We start from the raw sequence: 18,267 nt of genomic DNA on the forward strand, positions 1-18,267 counted from the left end.
TACAGATTTTCACGACACCTCAGTCGACCGGGCACGATCCACGCCCGACTCACGAATGCTGAAGGCCAGTATACAGACGAGTCCATGCGGTGAAAACAGAATTTCGGCATTTCCCTGAAGTTCGTAGCCGATGAGTCCTTCGATGAGACGGATGCCGGCTCCGCGGCGGGTGGTGTCGCCGACGCGGGGTCCGCCGGTTTCCATCCATCGCAGCGTGACGGTTTGATCGGTGACGGACCAGGTGAGCGTGACATGGCCCTCCAGATTTGACAGGGCGCCATATTTGGTGGCGTTGGTGACCAGCTCGTGCAGCGCCAGGCACACGGGCATCGCCGCCCGCAGCGGCAGCGTCACCGGCGGGCCGTCGAAGGTGATGCGCGGCGGGGTGGTGTCGAGGAAGGCGCCGAGCGTGTTGCGGACCGCCATGTGCAGATCCGCCCCGGTCCACTGGCTTCGCGCCAACGCTTCATGTGTCTGCGCCATGGCGCGGACGCGACCGATGAACGCCGCCTCGAACTCCGGCAGCGTCTTGGTCGAACTGATCGTCTGGGCCGCCAGCGCCAGCACGGCGTGCAGATTGTTTTTGACGCGGTGGTCCAGTTCGCTCATAAGCAGGCGGCGGCGCTGTTCGTGACGCACGCGCTCGGTGATGTCGCGCGCCAGGCCCATGACGCGCACCACCTGCGCCTGCTCCTGATCGAAGATCGGCACGAACGACGCCGCCAGCGATCGGCCGTCCGAGAGCGTGAACTCGAAGTGACACACCTGCCCATCGCGCGACTGGCGAAACAACTCGTCAAGTCGCTGCATATCCGCCACCATCGCCAGGTCCGAGCAGGTTCGGCCCAGCACCTCGCGCGGATCGGCGGCGCCGAGCATCGAAAGCCCCGCGGGGTTGATCGAGATGATGCGGCCGGCCAGATCCAGCTCCTCAATCGCCAGCGGGGCGATCTCCACGAGCGTGCGGTAGCGCTCCTCGGCGCGCCGGCGGTCGGCAAGCTCCTGCCGCAGCTCCGCCGTGCGCTGGGCGACCGTGCGCCGCAGCGAGCGCGACCAGGCCAGCACCATCAAAAGCACCACCGCCAGCGGGATGACCAGCCACGCCAGCACGCGCACGACTTCGCCGAACTCGACGCGCCGGGTCGTCTCCGCCACCCCGCCGAACCATTGATCGTAAATCTTCGACGCTTCGCCGGTGCGGCGGATGACGGCCAGGCCGGTGTTGAGCATCGACTGCAGCGTGCGATTGCCTTCGCCCACCGCGAAACACAGATCGAGACTGTAGATCGGCGGACCGACCGGCTGGACGTTTGTGAGCTTGTACTGCCGGGCGATGAGCAGGCCCTGAAGATGGGGCACGAGCGCCGCGTCGCCTTCGCCGGCGGCGAGCCGCCTTAATGCCTCCGGCTCCGACGTCGCTTCGATGATATGACCGGCGATGTTGAGCTTGAGCAATTGATCGTGCATGCGGCTGCGCGATTCGACGATGATCGTCTTGTTCGTCAGGTCCGACTCGTCATGGATCGGCGGGGAGCCCTTGCGGACGAAACTGGTGTAGAGCACGCGCATGAGCGGCTCGCAGAAGTCGGCCGTGCGATCGCGCTCGCGCGAATAGAGCATCCCCGTCAGCGCATCGAGCTTGCCGCTTTCCAGATCGCCGCGCACTTCGCTCCACTGCGCCGCCTTGAATTCGAGATCGAGCCCGACGACCTTCGCCGCCGCGCGCATCATGTCCACGTCGTAACCGGCCGGCTCACCGTCGTCGTCCGTGTACTCAAATGGGGGAAAGTCGTCGCTGATGCCCACGCGGAGCGGTCGGTCGAAGACGGACTGATCGCGTTCGGTCCGCTGTGCGTAAGCCGTCGCCGCCGCGCAGATGACCATGCAGAGCATCATCCGCGCCGTCATGCGACAAAGGCGACGAGTCGTCATGGTCGGACTTCCCGAAAACAGACACAGGCCGCAAGCGGCCTCGCCAAACGGGTGCGTCGGCGCCGATTCACTTGCGAACCCGCCGCGCTCAGATTTTGCCGAGCACGAGCGAGGAGTTGTGCCCGCCGAAGCCGAAGCTGTTGGTCATCACGTACTTAAGGTCGCGATGCTGCGCTTCGTTGGCGACATAGTCCAGATCGCAGCCCTCATCGGGGTTTTCGAGATTGATCGTCGGCGGGATGTCGCCGGTCGAGAGGGCCTTGGCCGCGATGATCGTCTCGATGCCGCCGGAGGCGCCGAGCAAGTGACCGGTCATGCTCTTGGTGGAGCTGACGGCGAGTTTGTAGGCGGCGGGGCCGAAGAGGTTCTTGATGGCGTTGTTCTCGGCCTTGTCGCCCAGCGGCGTCGAAGTGCCGTGCGCGTTGATGTAGCCGATGTCTTCGAGTCCGATGCCCGCCATCTTGATCGCGCGGCGCATGGCCATCTGCGCCCCCGAGCCCTGTTCGTCGGGCTGGGTGATGTGCCCGGCGTCGGCGCTCATGCCGTATCCGATCAACTCGGCGTAGATCCGGGCGCCGCGCTTGCGGGCGTGTTCGAGTTCCTCGACGACCATGCATCCGGCGCCTTCGGAAAGCACGAATCCGTCGCGATCCTTGTCCCACGGGCGCGAGGCCTTCGTCGGATCGTCGTTGCGCGTCGACAGGGCGCGCATCGTCATGAAGCACGCGAGTCCGAGTTTCGTCAGCGCCGCTTCGGACCCGCCGGTGATGATCACGTCCGCTTCGTCCTGCACGATGGCTTTGACGGCGTCGGTGATGGCGTGCCCGGCGGAGGCGCAGGCGGTGACGGCGGCGGTGTTGACGCCGCGCAGGCCCAACTGCATCGACACGTTCGCCGACGCGGCGTTGATCATGAGCTTGGGGATCATGAAAGGGCTGACTCGGCGGGGGCCCTTTTCGATCATCTTGGCATGGCCCTCTTCGAACTCTTCGATGCCGCCGATGCCCGACCCGATGATCACGCCGCAGCGGTCGCGGTCTTCCTTGTCAAAGTCGATGCCCGCATCCTTGACGGCGTCAATGCTCGAGCCGAGGGCGAACTGCGCGAAGCGGTCCATCCGCTTGCAGTCGCGGCTGTCCAGGTGCGGCGAGCCGTCCCAGAACGACAGCTCGCCGCCGAACTTCACCGAGTATTCGTCGGTGTTGAAGCGGGTGATGGCGTGAATGCCGCTGGTGCCTTTGAGCAGATCGCCCCAGACCTTTTCGACTTCAAGCCCGAGACTGGTGGCCCAGCCCAAACCGGTGATGACAACGCGTCTTTTATCCATGCGAGGTCTCGACAGGGCGGTGCGGCTGCGCAACGTCAGAAAACCAGCGCGCGCGGGGTTGACCGCGTCGCTGCCCGGACGTTCGGGTCGCCGTGCCCGCCTCGAGCGACGGCGACCGCCGCTTCACCGCTCAGCCGGCGGCCTTGTCCATGTGGCTCTTGATGTACTCGATCGCCTGGCCGACCGTTTGAATCTTCTCGGCTTCCTCGTCCGGGATCGAGGTCTCGAATTCGTCTTCGAATTCCATGACCAGCTCCACGGTGTCGAGACTGTCGGCGTTCAGGTCGTTGATGAAGTGGGTGTCACGGTTGATTTCACCCTTGTCGACACCCATCTGCTCGGCGACGATGTCAATGACTTTGGATTCGATTTCGGCTTCGCCCATGGGCGCGTCTCCTGAAGAAACAAGTTCCGAGAGCGGGGGGCGAACGTGCACCCCGCTGCAAATATAGCGGTTCGCCCGCGGCCTGCCAAGCAGGCAACCGACCTACACCGGCCGGTCACGGGCGTCTATCTTAGCCACCAATCAGCACATCGTCATGCCCCCGTCCACCGCCAATACCTGGCCCGTCGTGTACGAGGCCTCTTCCGATGCGAAGTACGCCACCGCCGCCGCGATTTCCTCGGCCTTGCCGAAGCGCTTCAGCGGGGTCACTCCCTTCGCCCCTTCCTTCACCGCGTCCGGCAAGCCGCCGGTCATATCCGTCTCGATGAAACCCGGGGCGACGATATTCGCCGTGATGTTCTTGGCCGCAAGTTCCTTGCCGATCGACTTGGTCAGCCCGATCACACCCGCCTTCGTCGCCGCATAGTTGGCCTGACCGGCGTTGCCGACGAGCCCGGCGACGGAGCTGATATTGATGATGCGGCCCCATTTGCCCCGCATCATCGGCCGCAGTGCCGTCTTGCATGCGATGAACACGCTTCGCAGGTTCACCGTCATCACCGCGTCGAACTCCTCCTCGCTCATGCGGAGGATGAGGTTGTCGCGGGTGATCCCGGCGTTGTTGACGAGGATGTCGAGCCGGCCGAATTCGTCGGCGACTTCTTCGATGAGCTTCCCCACCGCCGCCCCGTCGGAAAAGTCGCAGGGCTTGACGCTCGCCGTGCCGCCCGCCGCTTCGATCGCCGACTTGACCGCTTCGAGTTTCGATGCATCGCGCGCCACCAGCACCACGTGCCGACCCTGCTTGGCCAGCGCCAGGGCGATCGCTTCGCCGATGCCGCGGCTCGCCCCCGTGACGACCGCGATGCGCTTCTGTGTTGTCTCGATCATGTTCAAGTCCAATCTTTTTACTGCGGTTCCGCGAAGTTTTCGACTTTGATCGCCCGGTCGATGCGCCGCATCAAACCTGACAGCACTTTTCCGGGGGCCGGCTCAATGTACCGGCCCTGCACATGTCCGATCAACCAGCGCACGTTCTGCTCCCACCGCACCGCGCCGGTGATCTGCTCCACGAGCAGCCGCTTGATCGTCGCCGTGTCCGACCCGTGGACCGCGCCCGTGACATTCGAAAGCACCGGCACGCGCGGCGGATTGAACGTCACTTCGTCGAGTGCTTTGGCCATGCGCTCCGCAGCCGGCCGCATCAGGGGCGAATGAAACGCGCCCGCCACGGTCAACGCCGTCGCACGCACGCCCATCATTTCCGCTTCCGTCAGCGCCCGCGCACACGCCGCTTTCGTCCCGCTGATGACGATCTGCCCGGGGCAGTTGAAGTTCGCCGGCACCAGAACATCGCCGCCGCTTGCGGCTTTGCAAAGTTCCGTCGCCTGCGTTTCGTCCACTCCGATCAGCGCGACCATCGACGAATCGCTCGCCTCGGCCGCCTCCTGCATGAACCGGCCGCGCTGCTGCACGAGCTTGAGCCCGTCTTCGAAGCTGAACACGCCCGCAAGGTGCAGGGCGGTGTACTCGCCGAGACTGAGCCCCGCCACCGCCGCCGGGCTCGACAGATCGATGACCCCGCGTTCCTCCAGCCCGCGCAGACAAGCGATGCTCGTCACATAAATCGCCGGCTGGGCGACATCCGTCCGATTGACCTTCTCATCCGGCCCGTCAAAGCAAACTTTCGAAAGCGCTTCGCCCAGTTCCTTGTCCGCCTGCGCGAACGTCGCCGCCGCCGCCTGCGAAGCGTCCGCCCACGCCTTGCCCATTCCGGTGTGCTGCGCCCCCTGGCCGGGGCAAAGAATGATGTTGCTTTCCTGATTCATGAATCGTGCGTCTCAATGCATTGCAAATTGCAAATTGTCCAATGCAAATTGCAAAATGAAAGTCATGGTCCCTGATTCGTCTTGGCGGTGATGATCGATTGCCCGAGGATGTTGCACAGTTGCTCGCATTCATCGAGCAGGTCCGCCAGCTTTTCGTTGGGCAGAAGTTGCGATCGGATGATGAGTCTCAGCCACGAGCGCGACTCGCGTAGTTCCTTGAGACTGATGCTCAGTTTGTGAACGAAATCGGCGCGACTTTCCGCAGCGCATGCTTCCTCATAATTCGGAGCCGGCGAAGTGCCGGATCGCACCAGTTGATTGGCGATATGCCGCCCCAGCCGTGTCTCCGGCAGCGCATCGGTCACGCGCCCGGCGCGTGCCGCAAAGTCCAGCAGGCGTTCGGAGAGGTCGGAAGGTGTCATGCCTTTGCCAATTTGCATTTTGCAATTCTCAATGGCCAATTTGCAATTCCTACAGCTTCCAGACACTTGTCGCCCATGTCAGCCCGCCGCCCAGCGCGACGAACAACGCGATGTCGCCCGGTCCGACCTTGCCCGCTTTCATCAATTCGTGCAGGCAGATGCCCACGCTTGCGGCCGACGTGTTCCCGTAGCGCGGCAGATTGATGTACAGCTTGTCCTCGTCAAGCCCCAGTTTCTCGCGGGCGCTTTCGAGGATGCGCACATTCGACTGGTGCGGGATGATGACCTTGACGTCCTTGATGTCCAGTTCGCTGGCTTTGAGGGCGTCTTCGATGGACTGCATCAGGGTCGTGACGGCGAACTTGTAGACCTCGCGCCCGTTCATCTGAAGCGTGTTGCACTTGCCATTGAACGTCGCGCCGTCGGGCACACCCGCTTCGCCGCGCGGGCAATAAAGCTCGACCCATTTGCCTCCGTCGCTGTTCATGCTCTGGTGCATGCACCCGCGCGTTTCGTCATCGACCGCGCTGACGATCGCCGCGCCCGCTCCGTCGCCGAACAGCACGCACGTATTGCGGTCCTCCCAGTTGACGACCCGGCTGAGCTGCTCCGCCCCGACGATTGCGACATGCTTATAAAACCCGCTGCCGATGCAGTTGGCGGCGAGATTCAGCGCGGCGACAAAACCCGTGCAGGCGAGGTTGATGTCCATCGCGCCGCAGGGCGTCGCGCCGACTTTTGACACGACCTGAGCGGCGCTGGCCGGGCAGATCATGTCCGGCGTCATCGTCGCGCAGATCAGAAGGTCCAACTCATGCGGCGCGACTTTGGCCATCTGAAGCGCCTCGCGCACGGCCGTCGCCGCCAGATCGCTGGTCATGATGTCCGGGTCGCTGACGTAGCGCTGCTTGATGCCGGTGCGCTGCGTGATCCAGTCGTCGGAGGTTTCGACGAGCTTTTCGATGTCGGCATTGGTCATGATGCGCGGAGGAACCGCCATCCCGGTGCCGGAGATGGTCGCGCCACGAGCCGTCGGTCGCCGTCGACCGGGGCTCATGCCGCCTCCTCATCGGAGCCGGCGTGCTTGCCGAGCACTTCGACGATGGCGTCGTTGACGCCGAGATTGACGAATTTGATGGAGGCGGCGACGGCCGCCTTGATGGTCCGCGCTTCGGACGACCCGTGCGAGATGATGCACGTGCCGTTGGCTCCAAGCAGGGGGGCGCCGCCGTATTCGTGATAGTCGTGCTTCTTGTAGATGCTCTTGACGACCGGCTCGAAGCGCATCGCCAGGTCCGGGTCGTGCTCGAAAATTTCGTGTGCGATCGTCTTGAAAAGACCCGCGGCCAAGCCCTCGGCGAGCTTGAGCACGACGTTGCCGGTGAAGCCCTCGGTGACGATCACGTCGCACTTGCCGTCGAAAAGTTCGCGGCCCTCGACGTAACCGATGTAGTTGAGCGAGGGGTCGGCCCGCATGAGCTTGTGCGTGTTTTTGGTCAGGTCCGTGCCTTTGCCCTCTTCTCCGCCGACGGAGAGCACGGCGACGCGCGGGTTCTCGATGCCGTGCACCTTGCGGGCGTAGATCGCCGCCATGTGACCATACTGATACAGATGCATCGGCTTGGGCACGATGTTCGCCCCGACGTCGCAGAGGACGAGCGGACCATAGAACGTCGGAATCGTCACTGCGATGCCCGGTCGATGCACGCCCGGCAGCCGCCGCATGCGCATCTGCGCCGCGGCGACGCACGCGCCCGTGTTCCCTGCCGAGATGATCACCTCGCAGCGATCCGCTTCCGCCTTGGGCGAGCCGAGCCATGCCCATTTGGCGATCGAGCTGTCGGGTTTGTTGCGAAGGGCGGAAGTGGGGGGCTCGGCCATGCCGATGACCTGCGTCGTCGGCTCGATGACGAGTCGGGGGTCGCTCGCCAGACCTTGCTCGCGCACCATGTCACGAATGATCGCCCCGTCGCCGACGAGGACAATCTGATCGTCCGGCGCAAGCAGCTCCAGAGCCGCCAGTGCGCCATCGAGGATCGCGTCCGGCGCATGATCGCCGCCCATCACGTCGATGGCGATGCGCATGTAGCTTAGTCTTCCGAGTTGGACTTGAGCGACAGGCCCGGACGAACGTAGCCGCAATTATTGCAGGCGGCGTGAGGCATGCGCGGCGACCCGCAGTGCGGGCAAACCACGGTCTGGACGGGCTTAAGAGCGTGATGCGAACGACGCCGCAGCTTGCGCCCTTTGGGTGTACGTGTGACTGGAAGCATGGCAAACCTCTGTATCGAGTTCTATGAGCTTGGTGGCAAAGCCGTCCCGCTGGGGTGAGGCCCCAATTATAGCCGATTTTCACCCATGTCAACCGACCCGCCTCCCTTCCCATTCTCCCCACAGCCGCTTGCGGCTTAGCGGTCTCTCCCCGCATCGCCTACACTCCACATATCCATTTCCCATTTCGGGGCTCGCCCATATGTCCGAACAACCCCAATCCTCCTCCGGCCTCAACACCGCGCTGCCCATCATCGCCGGCGTCATCATCGTCGCCGGACTCCTGCTCCTCCTGTTCGGCTTCTTCTTCGCAACCGCCCTCGTCCCCGGCCCATCCGTCTCATCTTCCTCCTCTTCCTTTACAGCCACCGGCGGCAGCGGCGGCGCCTCCACATTCGCCACCGATGGCAAGGTCAACAAGGAATACCACGTCGCCATGCACTTCGTCTTCGCCCAGTACGATGACGCCGGCAAACCCCTCTGCGTCGTCGTCGGCATCGACACCGCCGCTTCCACCAGCGACATCACCCAACTCGCCGTCGTGGACGACGCCGGCGCGGTGCAGTACCTGCCTCTGCCCGGCTCCGACTTCCTCCGAATCGTTACCCCCACCGGCGTCACCGTCTTGACGAACCCCATCCCCGACGCCGCCCTCGGCAAGGTCATCGAACAAGCCGCCGACGGCTCCCGCGACCTGTCCGACGATCTGGCCAAACTCAAAACCCCCGCCGATGTGGACGCCATGATCAAAGCATGGTGATCGCCCACCAACCATGCAGTGGTTCAGACAACATTCTCACATTCTTGAGAATGTGAGAATGTCTTACAACCGGATAAGCCGGATATCGATCACCCATCATTCCAACATTCTCAAGAATGTGAGAATGTGTGCTCCGCGCTCGGTCAGTTTATGTCGCACCCAGCGGCCTTCGTTTCGTTTGAGAACCAGACCAGCGATCGCAAGACGACGCATGTGCTCGCTCGCGGTCTTGATGTCGATGCGAAGCTGCTGAGAAACCTCCAGCAGCGACAACTCCGGTTCCGCCTCCAGCAGAAGCATGATCGAAATTCGCCGGTGATTGGCGCAACCCTTGAGGATGCGCTCAAGTTGCCGATCCGATTTTTTGGGACGCGGAGGGGGTGACTTTGTGCCCATGCGATGATGATAACAGCCGCTTGTAAACATTCCAACATTCTCAAGAATGTGAGAATGTTGAATTGCGGCTATCGCATGGTTGGGGCGTGGCGCGATGTTTGGCGATGTGAGGGCTTAGTCTTCTTCGGACGGCGCGAATCCGCGGCGGAGCGTGTTTTCCGTGACGCAGCGGGCTTCGAGGAAGTGCATCAGATAATCGGGGCCGCCGGCTTTGGCGTTGGTGCCCGAGAGCTTGAATCCGCCGAAGGGTTGACGATTGACGATGGCGCCGGTGATCTTGCGGTTGAGGTAGAGATTGCCGACACGGAATTCGCGCCGGGCGCGGGCGAGGTGATGCGGGCTGCGGGAGTAGAGGCCGCCGGTCAGGGCGTAGCGCGAGCTGTTGGCGATTTGCAGGGCGTGGTCGAAGTTTTTGGCGCGCATGACCGCCAGCACCGGGCCGAAGATTTCGTTGCGGGCCAGGTCCGATGCCGGATCGACATCGCGGAAAATCGTCGGGCCGATGTAGTAGCCGTTTTTGAGATGCGACACATCGGTGCGGAGGGCGAGCATGTGGCGCCTGCCGGCTTCGTCAATCGTGCGGTTGATGCGTTCGTACGCCTCCGCGTCGATGACCGGGCCGAGGAACGTCGCCGGGTCGACCGGGTCGCCGATCTTCAGACTCGCCGCCGCTTCGCACAGCCGCTTCACGAACGCGTCATACCCCGCGCCGATAACGATCACGCGCGAGCAGGCGCTGCACTTTTGACCGGCGAAACCGAACGCCGACCGCACCACGCCCAGCACCGCATCATCCGGGTCCGCATCATCGTCGACGATCAGGGCGTTCTTCCCGCCCAGTTCCGCCACGACGTGTTTGACCGTCTCTTGTCCGTCCGCCAGCTTCGCCGCCGACTGGTTGATGGATACGCCCGCGGACTGCGAGCCGGTGAAGCTGATGAAGCTGATCTTGGGATGGGCGACGAGTGCCTTGCCCGCCTCGTCATCGCCGGGCAGATAGTTGAGCACCCCCGCCGGGAGACCGGCTTCGTGCATGAGCTTGGCGAATTTCGCCGCGATGATCGGCGTCTGCGGCGCGGGTTTGAACACGATGGTGTTGCCAGCTGCGATCGGAGCGATGCACATGCCCACCGGGATCGCCAGCGGGAAATTCCACGGCGTGATCACCGCCCCGACCCCGCGCGGCTCGTAAAAATAATCGTTCGTCTCGCCCGGCACATGCAGCTTGTGCCCGCCCGAAAGTCGCTCCGCTTCGTGTGCGTAATACTCGATGAAGTCGATCGCCTCGGTGACGTCCGCGTCGGCCTCACGCCGGGGTTTACCCGCTTCGAGCATCTGAAGCGCCGCGAACTGGTCCCGCCGCTCGCGCATCAATCGCGCCCCCCGGCGGAGGATTTCATTGCGTTCGGCGATGGAGGTGTGACGCCATTTGGTCAGCGCCGCTTCGGCCGCATCGATCGCGCGATGGGCATCGGCCGGCTCGGCGGAGGCGGTGGCGCCGATAATCTGCGATGGATTCGCCGGGTTGACGGAGCGCAGCTCGCGGGTCGTCGCAACGTCGCGCCCGCCGACGATCAGCGGGAACTTGCCGCCGAGTTCCGAGCGGACCTGCGCAAGCGAGGCGTCCATCTGATCCCGCTCCCGCCGATCGGTCCAGCGGTGGTTGGACTCATTGACGAACCCGGGTTTGCGCGGCTTGGGCTGTGGGATCGACCGCACATCCGGCGGCGCCAGCAGCACCTCCGGCGCGACGTTTTCCTGCGCCCCCATGCGCACGAACGACTGACTGCCCGTGTTCTCGAGCAGCCGGCGGACCAGATACGCCATCCCCGGCAAAAGCTCGCCGAACGGCAGATACACGCGGAGCCGCTGACCGGATTGCACCAGCTTCTGCTTCAGTTCGTCCGCCATGCCGTAGAGCATCTGCATTTCGTACTGATCCGTGGCGAGTCCGTGCTCCTTTGCCAACGCGATCGTCAATGCAAGACTGCGCACATTGTGCGTGGCGGCGGCGGTTTCGATGGACGGATGCGCCGCGAACAGCTTGGCCAGACACGTCTCGTAGCACAGATCGGTTTCCCCTTTGTGCATCCACACCGGCGCTTCCCAGTCGTTCTGCTGCGCGATGACGGTTTCGTAATCCCAGTACGCCCCGCGCACCAGGCGCACGGTCACCGGCGTGCCGCGCTCCTTGACCCACGTAATCATCGCATCGATGTCGCGCGGCGTGTCGCGCAGATACGCCTGCATCGCCAGCCCCACATCCGGCCAATCACGCAGACCGTCCTCCATCAGTATCTCGCGGAAGGCGCGCAGCGTGATGTCCTTCGTGTCGTACTGCTCCATGTCGAGCGTGATGAACGCGCCGCGCTTTTTCGCTTCCAGCAGAATCGGACGCAGCCGGGCCTTGATCGCTTCGGTCGAACCGGCCGGATCGACGGGATCGATCTGGCTGAACATCGCCGAGATTTTCACGGAGAGGTTGAGCCGCGGACTGACGCGCCCATTGATCGCGTCGGTCGCGCTCTTTGAGCGGAAGCGCCTGACGATCGGGTCCAGCTCGCGGAGCACTTTGAGGTACAGCCCCTGATAATGCTCCGATTCGCTTTCGCAGACGACCGCTTCACCGAGCAGGTCGATGGTGAACCCCATGCCGTTACGGTGCAGGCGAGCGAGCGTGCGTGCGGCGGTCGCGGCGTTGTGCCCGGCGATGAAACGCCGCGCCATGCGCCCCGCCACCGCCCGCACCATCGGCGCGATCACATGCGGCGCGATCCCCCGACGCGCATGGCGCAGTCCCCAGTGCGCCAATGCCGGCCAGGGCAGATGCAGATCCTTGTCGCCGAAATATTCTTCAAGGTGACGACATAGATTGTCATCATCATCGAGGGCGGGCAGCACGTCGACGAAGCGCAGCGAGGCGACGCGGATGGCTTCGTCATTCATGAGCCGGTCGAGCAGAATGTCTTCCTGCGTGAGCCGATTCCACCAGCTTCGCCGCGCCCGCCCGCCGGACAAAAGATCTTTGCCGATCTGACGAACCGCCGCCTCCACATCCCGTTGAGTCTGCGTGTTGATCATCATCTTAATTGTACAATCGTGAAATTTGTGGTCTGCAATTGGCGCGTGGCGGGCGTAAGTCTAGTCATCGCCGGTAGGTGCGGCAATCGCAATCGGGCTTCGATCTTGCGTGAGAATTCCATTATGGGACTTGACAGATTTTGGCCGATGAAGGATACTGGTAGCTGATTCGATATGTGGTCCCTGGGGGCGATTGGTCAGTTGGGTATGGAACGGCCCTGAGAGAAGCTGACCAGTTTCGCAAGTCGGTTTGCGGCGATCGAATCAGAAAAAAAGGTCTGCAGTGGACAATTGGAAAGATGGCGCAGAACGATACTCACTATGACGTATTGGGCGTTTCGCGCGCAGCCGGACCTCGCAGAATTGAAAAGGCGTATCGACGCTCCGTTCGGATGGTGCATCCGGATGTGAACAAAGCGCCCGATGCCCTCGAACAGTTCTACCGTGTGCAGCGTGCCTACGAGACCCTCATCGATCCGCAACTGCGGCTTGATTACGATCATGTGCTTGCGGTCGATCGCGGGCTCATCGACGAGCCGATCACCATCGACCCCGCTCCCGCGGCGACGCAGGGACGCGATGCCGTCGAGACGCCGGGGACCGGCCCGACCAATCGCCGCACGATGCGGACGTACGGGTACGGCCGACCGGTGGTGGTGATGCCCTCCTATCGTCGTCCGGCACCGGGGCGTCACGAACGCCGCCGCCGTCGGCAGGAAAAGCGGGCCCGCGTCGTGCAGGCCGGTTTTATCGCCGCCAGCATCCTCGCCGGTCTGTTCAGTCTGTATCAGCTCGCCGCCATCGCCTCGTTCACCACCAAGGCCCAGGCGTCCGAGCAAGCCCCCGCCGCCGCCCAGCACGTCGAGCAGGTCCAGCCCGCCGACGGGGCACAGGCCGAGTCGCAGTTCAAGCCCGTCTCCGCCTTGGAGCGCGTCTCCCAGTAAATCAGTTTAAGCCCACACACCACAGCCCCGCGTTCACCGCTCTGCACGGTCCGCGGGGCTTTTTTATTTCCGCGGACGATACTCACCGCGCGTTGCGACCGTCGCACGACAATCTTTGGCAATGCGCCAAAGCGACGGCGCGACAACCATGCAGCAACGCGGGTCATAACGCACCATAACGACGACATCGCCGCACGCATGTACGACACTCTTTTTATTTCGCATTTAGGCTAAAAGCTAAATGATTGATGCACGAAAAGCCCGCTCGCCTGGCCGGATTCAGCGGAAGCGGTCGGCGCCGGGTTCTTCCGGGGTGTTGCCGATGATCAGATCGAAGTGTGCGGCTACTTCTTCGATCTTCGAGTCCTTGATCGGCGCGAAGTCGATGACGACCATGTCGCGCGAGGCTTCTGGCACATGGCGCAGCACGCCGTCGCGTTCGTTGAGCGGGTGGCCCTTGATGTAGCACTGCGTGGTGAGCACGCGTTTGGACGAGCGGCTGACGGCCACATGAATATGCGCCGTGCGCCCGGGGTACGCAATGGGCTTGACGGTGCGGAAGTAGTATTCGCCGCTGGACCCGGTGGTGAATCGGCCGTAGCCCTGAAAGTTCCGGTCGCGTTTGTCTCCGTTGGGGCTGCGCGAGTGCAGGTACACGCCGTTGCCGTCGACCTGCCAGATTTCGACGACCGCGTTTCGCACCGGTTCGCCGCTGGTGCTCATCACTCGCCCCGACAGATGCGTGATCGTGCCGACGGCGGGCGTGATGGCGTTGTTGACAATGAGCAGATCGTTGTCCGTGTCGAGCGGCAGATGATCGGGATAGAAGGGGCCTTCGGTCTGCCGCGGCGTGCGGGCGAGTTCCTCGGCGAAAGCGCCGGGAACCCACAAACCGGTCGAGACGCCGATCGCCGCGGCGCCAATGAGGCCCTGCCGTATGAAAAGACGGCGCGTGGGACGAAGAAGTTCGATGGCCATGCCGCACCTCCCTGATGCTGGTTCGCGATGGAAACTGCACGCATGGAATCATCCACGCAGACAACTCATGACACGCCGACCGGCGGCGCGTTTACGCAAACGTCAGGCGTTTGAACCGATCAATCTTCAGAGCGGCGGGGCGGCTGCGCGGCGTCGGCGCCGGGGTTGGAATACCCGCCGAGGTTTTCACGAATGATGGTCGGATCGAGCGGTGGCTTGGGGCTGTGCGTCGTGCGGGGCGCGCCGGGTCCGGCGTCGCGTCGCGGCGGGGGACCGCCGGGGCCGGGGCGCCGCATGTTGCCGCGCGGTCCGCTGCGCTGCGGTCGATGCGTGGGGCGCGGCTTGTATCCGATCTTCTTGCCGTGCGCTTCTTTGAAGTAGACGAGTCGATTGTCCATCATGACCTTGCCGATGCGGCGAAGGGCGATGCGCGCCTTTTCCGGATCGCGCGTCATGACGAAACCGAAACCGCGCGACTGGCCGGTCTTCTCATCGCGCGCGATCACAAGATCCTCAATGACGATGTGCGGCTCAAACACAGCCCGCAACTGTTCCTCGGTCGTCTTGAAGTTGAGGTTCCCGATGAAAATCTTGAACATGGTCGACACAGATACTGCTCCTCAGCTTACCCGAACGATCAATCCTGGATCGTCATCGCCCTGATCATTGCACACGCTGGCAATACGCCGCCGACCCCGCCGACGTCGCTTTTAGTGTACCACCGCCGACGTACACCGCAATAGCGAAGTTGCGCTTTGGTGCTTTTGCCGTGTTTTTGGCGGCAGGCGACGTCCGCCAGCCTCCGTCAACGGGTATAATGCGTTCGAGTGCCATGCAGGAGTTGCATTTATGAGCGGCGAGACCATCGTGAGCCTGGCCATCCGGGCCGTCTTCGACGCCGACGAGGAGTCGGTCGGCGTTGAAGCCCTGCCGTCCGAAGCTTTCGAAGCTGGCGACGACGCGCGCGCAAAGGTCGAGATTCTCGCCGCCATCACCGCCCGCGCCAACGCCCTCGCCGCCCAGGTCATCAATCAATTCGATGCCGATGAAAGTCGCCGCAAGGAGCTCTTCGAGCATTATGCGTTTTTGAAGGAATCGATTCTCAGTGATATGCTCCAGCAGAGCGCCGCGGAGTCCGAAGGGCGCTGAGTTTCCCGTCTTGTCGTGTTTGTGACTTTTGTGAATGAATCAACCTGAACCCACATCTTCGCGTCGTCGTCGGCATCGTCCGAGCCGGCGCGCCCGTTCGCATCACGCCGCCGCCGGCGACGCCCATCACGCCGTCGCCATACCCGATCACCCGCTCATCCCGCAGGGCGATGCGCAGTGGATCGACACCGCCGCCGACCTCGCCGAGTTCATCGCGCATGTGCGTCAGCTCGGCCGTTTCGCCTACGACACCGAGTTCATCGGTGAGCTGAGCTACTACCCCAAGCTTTGTCTGATTCAGATGGGCACCACCGAGCGCGTCGCGGTGATCGATGCGCAGGCGGGCATCGATCTGACGCCGGTCTGGGAGTTGATCGCGGACTCGACGGTGCAGGTCGTGGTGCATGCGGGAATGCAGGACCTGGAGCCGGTGGTGCGCCATCTCAACCGCCCGCCGGCGAACGTCATCGACACGCAGGTCGCCGCCGGTTTCGCCGCGCTGCCGTATCCGGTCGCGCTGAGCAAGGTGGTGGACGAGCTTCTGGGCGTGCGGCTGGGCAAGGGGCTGACCTTCACAAGCTGGGACGAACGCCCGCTCAGTGCTGCGCATCGACGCTACGCGGCGGACGATGTGCGTTATCTGCCGGCCCTGGCGGCGGCGATCGAAGAGCGACTCGCCCATCGCGGGCATGCCGACTGGGCGCAGCAGGAATGCGCGACGCTCTGCGACGCATCGCTGTACGTGTTCGATCCGTCGGTGCAGATGGCACGCGTGAGGGGCGGCAAGACGCTCACCGCCAAACAGCGTGCGATTCTCCGCGAGATGGTCGTCGTGCGCGACACCGGCGCCCGTAAGCACGATCTGCCACCGCGCTCGTTTTTGCGCGATGAGGTCATGGTCGAACTGGCCCGACACCCGGTGCGCGATCTTGAAAAGCTCGCACAGGTGCGCGGCATGCCCCGCCCCGTCGCCGCCGAATACGGACGGGCGCTGATCGAGGCCATGCAGCGCGGCGCCGCGCTGGACCGCAGCGACTGGCCCGCCGAAATCGAGAACAACGAAAGCCCCGGCGAACGATTCCGCATCGATGCCCTCTGGATTGCCGTGCAAAGCTTCTGCATGGCGCGCGGCATCGACCCGACGCTCGTCACCAACCGCCAGGAACTCGCCGACGCCTTCCGCGCCCTGACCGCCGGCGGCGAACCCAATGGTAAACTCAAACACGGTTGGCGACGCATCATCGTCGAGTCGTTCATCGCCCCGTTCCTCCGCGGCGAACGCGCCCTCGATCTCCATTGGCGCGACGCCGCCCTCCGTTGCGACAAGCCGATGAACGACTGACGATCGCTGCCGCCGCCTTCCGCCGTTTGCGGCTTAGCAGGCTTCATCTTCGCCGATCCCTGACCCCCGATCCCCATTCCCGGAGCTCCTCCATGGACGCGCTGACCCAACGCATCGAGCAACTCGAACTTCGTGCCCGCCGCCAGCGTTGGATCATGATGACGATGGGCCTGGCGCTGCTGGCGATCTTCACCATGGCCCAATCGCCTGCGGGAATCATGGCGACGCTGCGCACCAAAAAACTGCTCGTCTACAACGACAAAAACGAAATCGTCTTCGTCGTCGGCTCCGACAAAGACTCGGGCAAAGGCACGTGGCAGCTCATCGACGACAACAAGGCCATCGCCTCGTGTTTTCCCGGTAAATGGGGCGGGTCGATTCAGCTTTCGCAGCAGGGCGAGACGAAAACCGGCCTGCTCCTCGTCGGCGACCGCGATGGACACGGCTCCGCCATCGTCTGGGGCGACAACCAATCCATCAAATGGCAAGCCCCCTAACACGTTCGCGGCTCAGCACGCCTTCGTCATTTTCACCCTGATCCCCAACCCCTGACCCCCGATCCCCATGTCCCACACCCCGATCATCACACTGCTCATCGCCATACTCGCCTTCGTTTCCGCCTGCGCACCGACCGTCGCGGCGGACCCCGAAGGCGTGGCGGTCGTCGAGTTGTTCACTTCCGAGGGTTGCTCCAGTTGTCCGCCCGCCGATGCGCTGCTCGCGAAAATCATCGACGATGCGAGCAAATCGGCGCAGCATGTGTACTGCCTTTCGATGCATGTCGACTACTGGAATCATCTGGGCTGGGCCGACCCGTATTCCGACCCGGCATTCTCCCGTCGGCAGCGCGCGTACGGACATCAGATGAATCTGCCCAACATCTACACGCCGCAGATGATCGTCAACGGGACCGAGCAGTTCGTCGGCTCCGATCGCGCGCACGCCGATCGCGCCATCGCCGCCGCACTCGCCGTCAAAGCGCCCGTCAACATCACCCTTAACGCCGCCACTGATGGCGATGGCAAAACGATTCACGTCAGCTACAAAGTCGCCAGCGCCCCTGAAGGCGCCGTCCTGCACATCGCCTACGTGCAGACCCATGTCCAGTCTAATCCCGACCGCGGCGAGAACGGCGGCCGCAAACTCGTCCACGCCAACGTCACCCGTGATTTCAAAACCATGCCCCTCGCTGATCATCTCGAAGACAACCTCACCCTGACGCGCCCCGAAATCACGCACGGGTCCATCATCGCCTACGTGCAGTCCCCCGACCTCGGCCCGATCATCGGCGCCGCCGCCGTCCAACTCCCCGCCGCCAACTGACACGCAGTTAAAAAGTGATCGGCACACAACCCGTGCCCCCGCCGCCCAACGCCGGGCGTTCGTCGTGCAACATTCACTTAATTTCGCATTTAGGCTAAAAGCTAAATAACGTATACATCAAAACAATC

General features: G+C 63.3%; 19 protein-coding genes. 6 read left to right on the plus strand and 13 right to left on the minus strand.

Going from position 1 to position 18,267, the window contains the following annotated elements:
- Window positions 1–9: 9 nt before the first annotated feature.
- From GC162_08780 to GC162_08820, 9 genes are all read right to left on the minus strand, one after another.
- Entirely contained in the window at window positions 10–1,932 is a 1,923-nt protein-coding gene (locus GC162_08780; GenBank protein MBI1368730.1) for a transporter substrate-binding domain-containing protein, read from the minus strand.
- Between the two features lie 88 nt (window positions 1,933–2,020).
- On the minus strand, window positions 2,021–3,259 hold the full coding sequence (gene fabF / locus GC162_08785; protein ID MBI1368731.1) for a beta-ketoacyl-ACP synthase II: 1,239 nt from the start codon (window positions 3,257–3,259) through the stop codon (window positions 2,021–2,023).
- A 130-nt stretch (window positions 3,260–3,389) separates the two neighbouring features.
- On the minus strand, window positions 3,390–3,644 hold the full coding sequence (gene acpP, locus GC162_08790) for an acyl carrier protein (GenBank protein ID MBI1368732.1): 255 nt from the start codon (window positions 3,642–3,644) through the stop codon (window positions 3,390–3,392).
- 141 nt (window positions 3,645–3,785) lie between these two features.
- Entirely contained in the window at window positions 3,786–4,535 is a 750-nt protein-coding gene (fabG, locus tag GC162_08795) for a 3-oxoacyl-[acyl-carrier-protein] reductase (protein MBI1368733.1), read from the minus strand.
- A gap of 17 nt (window positions 4,536–4,552) precedes the next feature.
- A complete protein-coding gene (gene fabD / locus GC162_08800) occupies window positions 4,553–5,473 on the minus strand; it encodes an ACP S-malonyltransferase (GenBank protein MBI1368734.1) in 921 nt (306 codons plus the stop codon).
- A 62-nt stretch (window positions 5,474–5,535) separates the two neighbouring features.
- Window positions 5,536–5,895, minus strand: coding sequence for a four helix bundle protein (locus tag GC162_08805; protein MBI1368735.1), 360 nt, complete (start codon window positions 5,893–5,895; stop codon window positions 5,536–5,538).
- A 49-nt stretch (window positions 5,896–5,944) separates the two neighbouring features.
- Entirely contained in the window at window positions 5,945–6,952 is a 1,008-nt protein-coding gene (fabH, locus tag GC162_08810; protein MBI1368736.1) for a beta-ketoacyl-ACP synthase III, read from the minus strand.
- A complete protein-coding gene (plsX, locus tag GC162_08815; protein MBI1368737.1) occupies window positions 6,949–7,980 on the minus strand; it encodes a phosphate acyltransferase PlsX in 1,032 nt (343 codons plus the stop codon). The genes fabH and plsX overlap by 4 nt, the downstream gene beginning before the upstream one ends.
- Window positions 7,981–7,985: 5 nt before the next feature.
- Complete coding sequence (locus GC162_08820; GenBank protein MBI1368738.1) at window positions 7,986–8,168, minus strand: 50S ribosomal protein L32; 183 nt, start codon at window positions 8,166–8,168, stop codon at window positions 7,986–7,988.
- 200 nt (window positions 8,169–8,368) lie between these two features.
- Between GC162_08820 and GC162_08825 the strand changes: the two genes are divergently transcribed.
- On the plus strand, window positions 8,369–8,926 hold the full coding sequence (locus GC162_08825) for a hypothetical protein (GenBank protein ID MBI1368739.1): 558 nt from the start codon (window positions 8,369–8,371) through the stop codon (window positions 8,924–8,926).
- A 96-nt stretch (window positions 8,927–9,022) separates the two neighbouring features.
- On the opposite strand, the gene GC162_08830 is transcribed toward GC162_08825, so the two are convergent.
- Together GC162_08830 and GC162_08835 are read right to left on the minus strand one after the other, a co-directional pair.
- A complete protein-coding gene (locus GC162_08830; protein MBI1368740.1) occupies window positions 9,023–9,352 on the minus strand; it encodes a helix-turn-helix domain-containing protein in 330 nt (109 codons plus the stop codon).
- 84 nt (window positions 9,353–9,436) lie between these two features.
- Window positions 9,437–12,406: an aldehyde dehydrogenase family protein gene (locus GC162_08835; protein MBI1368741.1), complete on the minus strand. Its 2,970-nt coding sequence runs from the start codon at window positions 12,404–12,406 to the stop codon at window positions 9,437–9,439.
- Between the two features lie 296 nt (window positions 12,407–12,702).
- On the opposite strand from GC162_08835, the gene GC162_08840 reads away from it, so the two are divergent.
- Window positions 12,703–13,347 carry a DnaJ domain-containing protein gene (locus GC162_08840; GenBank protein MBI1368742.1) on the plus strand — a complete coding sequence of 215 codons (645 nt, stop codon included), beginning with the start codon at window positions 12,703–12,705 and terminating at the stop codon, window positions 13,345–13,347.
- Between the two features lie 279 nt (window positions 13,348–13,626).
- On the opposite strand, the gene GC162_08845 is transcribed toward GC162_08840, so the two are convergent.
- Both GC162_08845 and GC162_08850 read right to left on the minus strand, forming a co-directional pair.
- Complete coding sequence (locus tag GC162_08845; protein MBI1368743.1) at window positions 13,627–14,325, minus strand: intradiol ring-cleavage dioxygenase; 699 nt, start codon at window positions 14,323–14,325, stop codon at window positions 13,627–13,629.
- Between the two features lie 119 nt (window positions 14,326–14,444).
- A complete protein-coding gene (locus GC162_08850; protein MBI1368744.1) occupies window positions 14,445–14,933 on the minus strand; it encodes a hypothetical protein in 489 nt (162 codons plus the stop codon).
- Between the two features lie 241 nt (window positions 14,934–15,174).
- On the opposite strand from GC162_08850, the gene GC162_08855 reads away from it, so the two are divergent.
- The 4 genes from GC162_08855 (at window position 15,175) to GC162_08870 (ending at window position 18,139) form a co-directional block, all read left to right on the plus strand.
- A complete protein-coding gene (locus GC162_08855) occupies window positions 15,175–15,474 on the plus strand; it encodes a hypothetical protein (GenBank protein ID MBI1368745.1) in 300 nt (99 codons plus the stop codon).
- Window positions 15,475–15,508: 34 nt separating this feature from the next.
- The gene (locus tag GC162_08860) at window positions 15,509–16,816 is read left to right on the plus strand and encodes a hypothetical protein (GenBank protein MBI1368746.1); all 1,308 of its coding nucleotides are present in this window, start codon (window positions 15,509–15,511) and stop codon (window positions 16,814–16,816) included.
- Between the two features lie 92 nt (window positions 16,817–16,908).
- Entirely contained in the window at window positions 16,909–17,313 is a 405-nt protein-coding gene (locus tag GC162_08865) for a hypothetical protein (protein MBI1368747.1), read from the plus strand.
- 67 nt (window positions 17,314–17,380) lie between these two features.
- Complete coding sequence (locus GC162_08870) at window positions 17,381–18,139, plus strand: DUF1223 domain-containing protein (GenBank protein MBI1368748.1); 759 nt, start codon at window positions 17,381–17,383, stop codon at window positions 18,137–18,139.
- Window positions 18,140–18,267: the final 128 nt, after the last annotated feature.

It is taken from the genome of Planctomycetota bacterium (assembly GCA_016125255.1).
In the GTDB taxonomy this organism is placed as follows: Bacteria; Planctomycetota; Phycisphaerae; order Phycisphaerales; family Zrk34; genus RI-421.